This is a genomic window from Enterococcus sp. 125944 (genome assembly GCF_051909435.1).
In the GTDB taxonomy this organism is placed as follows: Bacteria; Bacillota; Bacilli; order Lactobacillales; family Enterococcaceae; genus Enterococcus_D; species Enterococcus_D gallinarum.
Window position 1 is genome coordinate 1 of sequence record NZ_JBQASY010000068.1, and the last position, 659, is coordinate 659.

Here is a 659-nt window from a genome sequence, read left to right on the forward strand (position 1 = left end):
ACGACTTCCACTTTACTTCCTTCTGGAAGATTGAGAATGTTGTCCGTTAGGTCAACTCCTTCTCCTTTATGAACTTCTTCTGGCATGATTTGTTCTGGTTCAATTGTTGGAATTGGTTTGATTTCTACCCAATCTACTTTATCTTTGACTGTTACTGGTACCTTAACCGTTGTACTTGATCCATCTGGGAAGGTGACTTTCACTTCTCCTTTATGTTCACCTACTTGTGTAGTGTCCACTGGGGTGACGACTTCCACTTTACTTCCTTCTGGAAGATTGAGAATGTTGTCCGTTAGGTCAACTCCTTCTCCTTTATGAACTTCTTCTGGCATGATTTGTTCTGGTTCAATTGTTGGAATTGGTTTGATTTCTACCCAATCTACTTTATCTTTGACTGTTACTGGTACCTTAACCGTTGTACTTGATCCATCTGGGAAGGTGACTTTCACTTCTCCTTTATGTTCACCTACTTGTGTAGTGTCCACTGGGGTGACGACTTCCACTTTACTTCCTTCTGGAAGATTGAGAATGTTGTCCGTTAGGTCAACTCCTTCTCCTTTATGAACTTCTTCTGGCATGATTTGTTCTGGTTCAATTGTTGGAATTGGTTTGATTTCTACCCAATCTACTTTATCTTTGACTGTTACTGGTACCTTAAC

The 659-nt window shown here is 40.4% G+C and carries 1 protein-coding gene; it reads right to left on the reverse strand.

The features are described from left to right. The coding region (locus ACTFWY_RS17820) for a Rib/alpha-like domain-containing protein (protein ID WP_439948539.1) at positions 1-659 on the reverse strand (659 nt) is incomplete at both ends.